At 49.0% G+C, this 9168-nt stretch carries 4 protein-coding genes; all 4 read right to left on the bottom strand.

The annotated features are described in order from the left end of the window. Positions 1–10: 10 nt before the first annotated feature. Positions 11–340: a carboxypeptidase-like regulatory domain-containing protein gene (locus tag BN93_RS00470; protein ID WP_232211048.1), complete on the bottom strand. Its 330-nt coding sequence runs from the start codon at positions 338–340 to the stop codon at positions 11–13. 1639 nt (positions 341–1979) lie between these two features. After that, positions 1980–4805: a M16 family metallopeptidase gene (locus BN93_RS00465; RefSeq protein WP_019186390.1), complete on the bottom strand. Its 2826-nt coding sequence runs from the start codon at positions 4803–4805 to the stop codon at positions 1980–1982. 861 nt (positions 4806–5666) lie between these two features. Beyond that, positions 5667–8927 carry a glycoside hydrolase family 2 TIM barrel-domain containing protein gene (locus BN93_RS00460; RefSeq protein WP_019186389.1) on the bottom strand — a complete coding sequence of 1087 codons (3261 nt, stop codon included), beginning with the start codon at positions 8925–8927 and terminating at the stop codon, positions 5667–5669. 17 nt (positions 8928–8944) lie between these two features. Next, a partial coding sequence (locus tag BN93_RS18225; protein WP_232211047.1) for a hypothetical protein occupies positions 8945–9168 on the bottom strand: 224 nt, incomplete at its 5' end.

Here is a 9168-nt window from a genome sequence, read left to right as displayed (position 1 = left end):
TGTCTCCGACTCAGTTTGCTTTTTCCGCGGCATCGTGCGTAATGGTTAACTGGCGTGTTGCTTTGCCCAGATACGACACTGTTAGGCGCGTGCCTTTGGTGGTAAAGAGTGCCGTTTTTAGGCGTAATCGGCCTTGTGCATCGGCAGTATAGGTAAGGCCGGCACTCTCTACGATAACGGTGGCGTAGGGTAAGGCCTGCCCATTGCGGTCGGTAATGGTCAATGAGATGTTCTCGTCTGTGGATTGGGCGTGTGCAAACTGGTTACAAACGCACGCCAAAGTGATGAACAAAACCATAACACGTATTCCTCCCCATAGAATTCGTGTGGGAAACTTCATATCTTTTTTGTCTTTTTCTTGTCCTGTTAAGTGCAAAACACACTATGCAATCTGCAAAGTTAGGTGTTTATAACGAATTGGACAATACCTATTTATAGGTATTTATAGGAAGGAAAGTGGAGGAAGGCCCCCCAACTGGCCTCACCCCCAACCCCTCTCCAAGGGGAGAGGGGAGTGATATGCCTTGCGAATTTAACGCTTGCTGGTGACTAATCGCCTAGCTTGTTAACCAGTGTGTCTATCAACAGATGAACTTGTCCACTCGCCAACTTGCCAACTCAAAAACTCATCAACTTGCAAACTTACCAACTAAAAACTCACCAACTCACATTACCAACTCACATTACCAACTCACAAACTTACCAACTTAAAAACTCATCAACTCACATTATCAACTCAAAAACGTACCAACTTAAAAACTTAAATTGTTTCTTTTGTTTTACAAATCCCTTCTTTTTCTCGACCCGTTCTAGCGAAAATACAGGTTAAAAAGTGGGTAAAAAGCCACTATTTCTAGCTTTTCACGTCCTTCAACTTGTCTGTTTTTAAGAACAAAACCTGCGTTTTGCACCATTTTGCCTTTCTAGTTTGGTTGCCTGCTCGTATTTTTTCGAGCCCAATAATCCCCTTTTAGACCCTAAAATGCCACTTTTTAATGGCCGTTTTGCCCTTTTTGGCCATCTGTTTCATGGTTCAAAAAGGTTTTGTTTATACAATTGTAGTGGATATTTATGCTTTTCACCTTGGGTTTAGCGGCAAAAGGTACTGCATTTTGCACCATATTAGCTTGCGTTTAGCACCAAAATGCACTGCATTTAGCACCAAAACGCACTGCGTTTAGCGGCATATTGCACTGCGTTTAGCACCAAATTGCACTGTATTTTGCTGCAAATGGCCCAAAATATGGTGCAAATGGCGTTTTTATTAAATAAATATTCATCTTGCCGCATTCACAGTCTACCCCCTTTTTACATCAAAACAAACCCTCGCGAGAATCGATTTTTTGCGGCAAGGTGGGCGATTGGTGGAAAAAATCGCAGCCATAATGTTAATATTCTTGCTGAAAATTAGACAAAACGTTTGTGGTATGTACGCGGGTATAAGCAATGGCACGAAAAGCATGTACGCTTACAATAGCCAGGGCGAACGGTTGCAGGGCTTACATTAAAAGTCAACACGGCCACATCTACTCGTTAACTTATAAACAGGTAAACTTGTTCGTTTGTTAACTATCCTCTCATCAACTCATCAACTCGTCCCCTTGTTAACTTGTCCACTCGTCACCCCGTCAACTCCGTTCCCTTGTTCCCTCGTCAACTTGTCCCCTCGTCAACTCCGTCCTCTTGTCAACTCGTTAACTTGCCCACTTGTCCCCTCGTTAACTCCATTCCCTTGTTCCCTCGTCATCTTGTTCACTCCTTTCCCTTGTTAACTTGTAAACTTGTTAACTCGTCAACTCCGTTCTCTTGTCCCCTTGTCAACTTGTCCACCCGTCCACTCGTCCACTCACAAATCCCATAAACCCAAAACAGGTAGGGAAGGTCTTGCAAACAGACCCGTCCCTACCTGTTTTTCGTTAGGATGGATGGTGGAATAGTGGGCCTGTGTGTCGGCCTTTCCACCATGATGCTTTATGTATTTACTTCTTTTCTTCTGCTGGCATCATCGTAACCTGAATGCGGTTGCCTGCTTTCAGAATTTCTTTAACGAAGTTGCTAATGCTCTCGGGCGTTTGTTTAGCCACAAGTGCTTTGTAATCGGTATGCAAGTCGATGCCGTAGCGATACCACGTGCTGATAACACCAGCCCAATAGCCGTTGGTCTTCGCCTCGTTGTCGGCTTCCTTCACCATATACTCTTTCACTTTGGCCAGCATCGAGGGGTCGCACTGCTTAGACAGGTTGGTAACCTCGTCGCGCATGATTTTCAAAGCCAGGTCGGCCTTCTCTGGTTTCATGGGACAGTAAGCAAAGAGGGTTACATTGTGGTCCTTGTCGTCGATGCTTGCCGAGCCTGCGGCACCGCAAGTGTAGGCTGCACTGGCATCCTCGCGTATCTTTTTGATGTAAACCATGCTGAGGATTTGGCCGGCAATGCTGGCTTTGATGGCATTCTCTGTGGTGTAGGGGATGTCTTCGCTAAACCAAACCATGTTGGCATCGGCCTTCGGCGTTTCCATCTTGCGTGTAAAATCGTTGTTGATTACGCCCTTTTTGAAGAAGGTTACCTTCTTGCTGCTGGGGTTGGCACCCTTAGCGGGCAGCGAACCTAGATAGCGTTCGATGAGCGGACGAATGGTTGCCTCGTCGTAATTGCCGATGATGATGAAACGCCAACCGTTGGCATTGGCCGTGCGTTCGGCTGCCATGTGCAGTATTCGGTCGTAGTTAACCTTGGGAAGGTCGGCCAACTCGAGGGGTTTTACGCGTGGATTGTGTCCGTAGATGGTTGCGCTGAGCGAGTCGCTGAATGCTTGGTCGGGCGATATGGCACGGTTTTGCAGGCTCACTTTCAAGCTTTCCATCAGGTTGTTGAATGCCTCTTGGTCTTTATTAATCTTGGTGAAGTGCAGGTAAACCAGCTGGAACATCGTTTCAATGTCCTTAGGCGTGGCGTTTGCACCAACACGCATGCGCTTTTCGCTCATCGAAAGACTTGCCGATGCGTTCTTTCCGGCGAGGGCTTTGCTCAGCTCGGTGTTCGAGAAGTTGGCCAATCCGCTTACTTCGAGGGCACTGTTGAAGACGTTGAGGTTAACAAAGTCGGCCGCTCCATAGCTCGAACTGCCCGCTCCGCCGCTACCAGAAAGGCGCACTTCGTCTTTCTTATAGTCGGTTTTCTTCAACAATACGGTTACGCCGTTAGAGAGTTTCAACTCGGTATAGCCGAACTTAGGACCGCGTTTTTGGCTGACAACCTTGCCGGGTTTGGGCAATTTGGTGATGAGCGGCTCGTTCTTCACGTTGTCTACATAAGGCGTTAGCTTAGCGGTGCGTGCTTGGTTTACGGCAGCTATGAGCCCTGCTTCGGTGGGATATGTCAGTCCTTCTTTCTCCGGGTTGAAGTTAACGATAACCAAGTTGGTGTCGGTTTTCGACACAAGGTCAGCAAACACTTGGTTAACAAACTCCAATGGGATGTTGGGTACCACCTGTTTCATCGTTTCGTAGTAGTATTCGATGGGCGGAATGGGTTCGTTGTCCAGGAAGTTTTCTTTGTAGCTGTTGGCAAATTGCGAGGTAAACCGTTTGTCGCGGTTGCTGTACATGCGGTCGAGCGAACTGAGGGTAGACGATTTTGAGCGGTCGTACTCGGTTTTTGTAAAGCCGAATTGTGCTGCTCGCAACGCCTCGGTGTAGGCTGCCCGCAGTGCATCGGCCGTTAACTCGGTGGTTTTGGGCGACACGGCGATTGAGAATGCCTCCTTGGTTTTGGCAAAGATGTAGCTTTCTACGCTTGCACTGGCACCAACGAAGGGGCAATCGGGCTTGAGGGCGGCCTCTGCCAGGCGGTCGTTAAGCAGACCGATGCCCACGCCTTTTACGTATTCGTACACCAGATAGTTAACATCGCCCTTCACCGAGTCGGGAGTAGCATCGCGTTTCATCATCATTTGCACGATGGTGCTGGTTTGTTCCTTGTCTTTGTCGATGATAACGATGGGCGTATTGTTGTCGGGAACATTCTCGGTTACTACGGGCGAGGCGTTTGCGGGGTTCTTCATGGGGCCGAAAAGCTTTTTAATCTCGGCCTCAACGTGGTCTACGTCCACGTCGCCCACAACGATGATGCCTTGGTTTGTGGGGTGATACCATTTTTCATAGTAGTCGCGCAGCTCCTTATACTTAAAGTTGTCTACCACGCTCATCAGTCCGATGGGGTAGCGCAAGCCGTATTTCGAGCCGGGATAGAGCTTAGGCAGGTTGCGTTCGAACATTCGGCTGCTGGCACTTGTGCGCAAACGCCACTCTTCGTGTATCACTCCGCGCTCTTGGTCAATCTCTTTCGGGTCGAGTGTAAGGCTACCGGCCCAGTCGCGCAGTATTAGTAGGCACGAGTCTAGCGCGCTTTGGCGGGTGGTTGGTACGTTGTCGATGTTGTAAACCGTTTCGTCGATGGCCGTATAGGCATTGAGGTCGGCTCCGAATTTCACGCCCAAGCTTTCGCAATAGCGCAGCAAAGCATCGCCAGGGAAGTGTTTCGTGCCGTTGAAACACATGTGTTCGAGAAAGTGAGCAAGCCCGCGTTGGCTTTCTTCTTCTTGCAGCGAACCCACCTTTTGGGCGATGTAGAAGTTGGCTCTCTTTTCTGGCCAGTTGTTGTAACGAATGTAATAGGTGAGCCCGTTGTCGAGTTTACCGATGCGAACAGCAGGGTCGCGCGGAATCGGGGGCATCTGCGATTGCGCTTGAATGGTGCCACCAAGGGCGAGAAGAGCAAGCGCGAGCAAATTTCTAAAACGCATAGGATAGTTTATTTGTTTTTGTTAATGGTGTAAGACCTCGAAAGAGGTGGAGTTTATTTGGCAGCAAAGATAAGTTATTTTTACCAACTTCTGCATGTTTTTCGTATTTAATTAACGAAAAATCATCGCTTGAAGGATAAATGTGCATCACCATTTCGCATTATTGGTTGTTTCCGGCAGAGGTTTGTTTGGATATTTGTAGCCATTTGCGTAGGTTTTAATTGTTTAGCGTTTTAACGCATATTATATAACGTATGGTTTGAGGTGAGCTGCGGTTGGGTGCGAAGTGGGGGTTGGCTTATGTGGATGATTAGGCGATATTTTTGGCTTGGCAAGGGCGTGTTTTAAAGTGCTTTCCAGTGCTTTGTGGCTGGGGCTAGCGGACGTTTTGGGCTGGTTGGGTGTCGGTTAAACTCTTCGTTTCGTAACGTGGTAAACCAACCAGTGCGCTTACTATTTTCATCAAACATCAAAAAAAATATCAAAATCTCTTTGTTTGAAGTAAAATAAAGCGTAACTTTGCAACATCAGAATAAGATAATAGTTAGATACCATAGATAATACAAAAGCCTACGCCGCCCCCGATTAAACTCCGCGAAGGTATGGGCTTACTGAAACGGAACGGGGGCGGGCTGTCAATTAAGGGCAACGAACGACGAAACGCATGATGCAAGGCCGCCTTGCGAAGGGTAAAGGTCGTTAAAGGGTTGCTTTCCACTATATAATATGAGGGTGTGCCAAGCTTGGCACACCCTCATCTTTTGTTGGGGGGATGGGTTTCTAGGCATCCTAGGTGTCTTCGTTTGCCTAGCTGTTCTAGGCATCCTAGATGGGCCATAACCATCAGCCCAAGCCCACCTTTCAGCCCCTTCGCTGTGCGTTTACTTCCTGCGGAACAAGCGTAAACGTAAACGTATATGGCTTGTAAGGCAGGCGATAAGGCGGCAGGGCGATGGCCTCTTTGCTCCAACTGTTGACGCCACCCACGCCCGTTTGACCCAAATCTATGCAAAGTTCGGTGTATTTAGATTTCGGAACTTGTGGCGAATGGCGTTGCGCCTTCTCCAATCCTTCGTCTAAATCGGCGATGGAATAGTGCAAAGCACTGGCCGAGAACAGCTCTGGCGACACGATACGGAAACCAAAACCGTTGTCGTTCGTTTGTTTCCACCAGCGTATGTCGCACTTGGTGCCCGTTTCTTGCGGACGGATATAGGGATAAAATTGCTCGTCGGCCGTTTGTCTGTAAATGCCAACGTTTTGCGATAGCTTGCGGTCGGCGTAGTTTTCGATAGGGCCACGGCCGTAAAACTCGCTCACCTGCATGTCGTAAGGCAATTGCATCACCATGCCATAACGAAGAAGGAACGGCCGTTCGTCGGCTGTTTTGGGTGTCATCTGCTGGGTAACGCGCATAGAGCCGTCGCCCATAACGCTGTAAGTAAGCGTAAGTTGCGCGCCCACTTCGGGCATATCATACTCTACATGTACATCCGCCTTGTTGTCTTTCTTGTCGAGTGCGGCATTGATAGCCACCAGTTGCAGCTTGGGTTCGCGCCAAACACGATTGTGCTTTTGCACACCTGCACCCATGTCGTTATCCGTAACGGCACGCCAGAAGTTGGGTTTGAGCGTTCCGCCTTGGCCTAGAATTGGTTTCCCATCCACATCGTAGGTGGCAAGAAGACCCGAAACGCGGTTGAATGCCACGGTGAAATGATTGTTGGAAACCACGACTTGGCTCTCGCCCGACTTATTGCGGAGGTTCAGGCGCGTGTCTTTGTCTACCGCGGGTGCCTTTGGCATCTTACGGAAACAAGCGCCTTGCTGCATCTCAAACTGGTTGTAGGCCACGCGTGTGCCTGTATCGAGCAGCGGTTCGGCCGTTTTCAGCACGAAGTCTACGTTCAACATCAGCTCTGCATGGGGGCAAAGGCTGTCCGTTTTGATGGGCAGGGCTATCTCGCAACGCTGTTGCGGTTGCACATTTAGCTGTTCCACCTCGCCCGTTTGTACGGCCTTGCCATTTTTAAGCACCGTCCAAACCAGCTTGTAGTTATCCAAATTGCGGAAGAAATTCTCGTTATACACGCTTATCTTTCCTGCTTTCAGGTCAACGGGTTCGGCCCAAATGTTCTGGTGGCAGTAAGCAATTTCGTAGGCATGCGGGTTTGGTACGCGGTCGGGACTGATAATTCCGTTGCAGTTAAAGTTGTTGTCGGATGGGTCGTAGTCGTTGTAGTCGCCACCATATTTATATATCTCCACGCCGTTTTTGTCTTTTGCGCGAAGTCCTTGGTCGACAAAGTCCCAGATAAAGCCGCCTTGGAACTTGGGATATTTGCGCACCAAGTCCCAGTATTCCTTAAATCCGCCAGAGCTATTACCCATCGTATGGTTATACTCGCATTGTATCAGGGGGCGCGTTTTGCTGTCGTCGCGCGCGTAATCTTCGCACCATTGGTGTGTGCGATACATGGGACAGGCGATGTCGGTGCTGGGATTGTCTTCGCCACCGCGTTCCCATTGCACGGGTCTGCTTGGGTCGTATTGCTTAATCCACTTGTATGCGGCGGCGAAGTTAGGCCCATCGGCCGTTTCGTTGCCCAGACTCCACGTGATGATGGATGGGTGGTTGAAGTAGGTTTGCACGTTGTTTTGGTTGCGTTGCAATATCTGCAAGGCAAACATGGGCTTTTTCGAGGGGGCATCGTCGCCATATTGAAAGCCGTGCGACTCTTGGTTTGCCTCGGCCACAACGTAAATGCCGTACTCGTCGCACAGGTCGTACCACATCGGGTCGTTGGGATAATGGCTCGTGCGCACGGCATTGATGTTGAGTTGTTTCATTATGCGGATGTCTTGCACCATACGTTCGCGGCTCACCACGTATCCGCCGTCGGGGTCTATTTCGTGGCGGTCGGCTCCCTTGATAAGCACGGGCTGGCCGTTAACCAACAGCTGCGCGTTGCGTATCTCAACCTTTCTGAAACCCACCTTTTGGTTGGTTACGGCCACATATCTGTGCTCCTCCACCTTCTTGGGTTGTAAATCTTTTGTTGCGCGCATGTCTACAACGGTTGTTCTCAGCGTGTAGAGATAAGGTGTTTCGGCTGTCCACTTGTGCACATTGGGCACTTTCAGTTGCACTTTACCCTTCGTTGCGTGGGTGCTGGCAACAATTTTGCCCTCGGCATCCAGCAATTCATGAAAAAGTTCAGTGTATTTCTGTGTCTTTCCATCAATGGTTAGTATGCCATTGGTGTAGTTGTCGGTCAAGTCGGGCGTGATGCGTAGGTCTTCCAAGTATATTTGCTTATCGCGCGCATAGAGATATGTATCTCGTGCCACGCCCGAAAGTCGCCAGAAGTCTTGGTCTTCGCAGTATGAGCCGTCGCACCAACGGAAACATTGGAAGGCGATGAGGTTATCTCCTTCTTTTAAATATGGAGTAAGGTCGAACTCTGGTGCAACCTTGCTGTCTTCTGAATAACCAACGAAACGGCCATTAACCCAGAGGTAGATGTTAGACGTTACCGAGCCGAAATGCGCGATAACTTGTTTGCCTTTCCATGTGGCGGGCAGCGTGATGGTTCGGCGATAGCTGCCCACGTGGTTGTCTTTCACCGGCACTTGTGGCGGGTTGTCCTTGAAATGTCCGCGCCAAGCAAAGCCCACGTTGAGGTAAACGGGGTCGCCATAGCCGTGCAATTCCCAGTTGCCGGGTACGGGCATGTTGTCCCAAGCCGTGTCGTTAAAGTCGGTTTCGTAAAAGCGTGTGGGGCGTTGGTCGGCATTTTCCACCCAATTAAATTTCCAATCGCCATGCAACGACAAGTAGTTTTCCGAGCGTTTTGGGTCGCCCATCTTCGCCTCCTCGTAGTTTTTAAAGGGGAAGAAGTTGGTGTGCATGGGCATGCGGTTAAGGGTGTTCACCTGCAAGTCGTGCCATTCGGTGAACGTAGGCTGGGTTGCGATGCGGCTAGCGGCCACTGTTTGTTTGGCGATGCCTTTTACATTGCCCTTTGTTGCAGAACGTTTTGGCTTGCTTTGCATTGCTGTTTGGGCTTGTGCTTGCAAGCTGAGGGCAGCCAGTGCCGCCCAAAAGAAAATTTTCTTCATGTTGTGAAGGATTGTTGTTAGGTTGTTTTGTTTTGCAAAGATACGATTTTTAGTTGAGTTTGGAGGTGGTGAGGGTATAAGTTGGTGTGTTTTTGAGTTGGTGAGTTTTTGAGTTTTTGAGTGAAGTTGTCTTGACTTTTAATGGTTCTATAACTTGGGTGGAGTTTACTTTCTTTGTGTGGTAAAACCAAGATAAACATTCTGCTCATGCACAAAGTACTAGCCGAGGATACGATAAAAA

It is taken from the genome of Prevotella conceptionensis 9403948 (assembly GCF_000312305.1).
Lineage (GTDB): Bacteria > Bacteroidota > Bacteroidia > Bacteroidales > Bacteroidaceae > Prevotella > Prevotella conceptionensis.
Note: the sequence above shows the minus strand (reverse complement) of the source record. Positions and strands in the feature narration are given on the sequence as shown.

Coding starts and splice junctions, on each gene's coding strand:
- BN93_RS00470 (WP_232211048.1), bottom strand. CDS start 340: ATGAAGTTTCCCACACGAATTCTATGGGGAGGAATACGTGTTATGGTT.
- BN93_RS00465 (WP_019186390.1), bottom strand. CDS start 4,805: ATGCGTTTTAGAAATTTGCTCGCGCTTGCTCTTCTCGCCCTTGGTGGC.
- BN93_RS00460 (WP_019186389.1), bottom strand. CDS start 8,927: ATGAAGAAAATTTTCTTTTGGGCGGCACTGGCTGCCCTCAGCTTGCAA.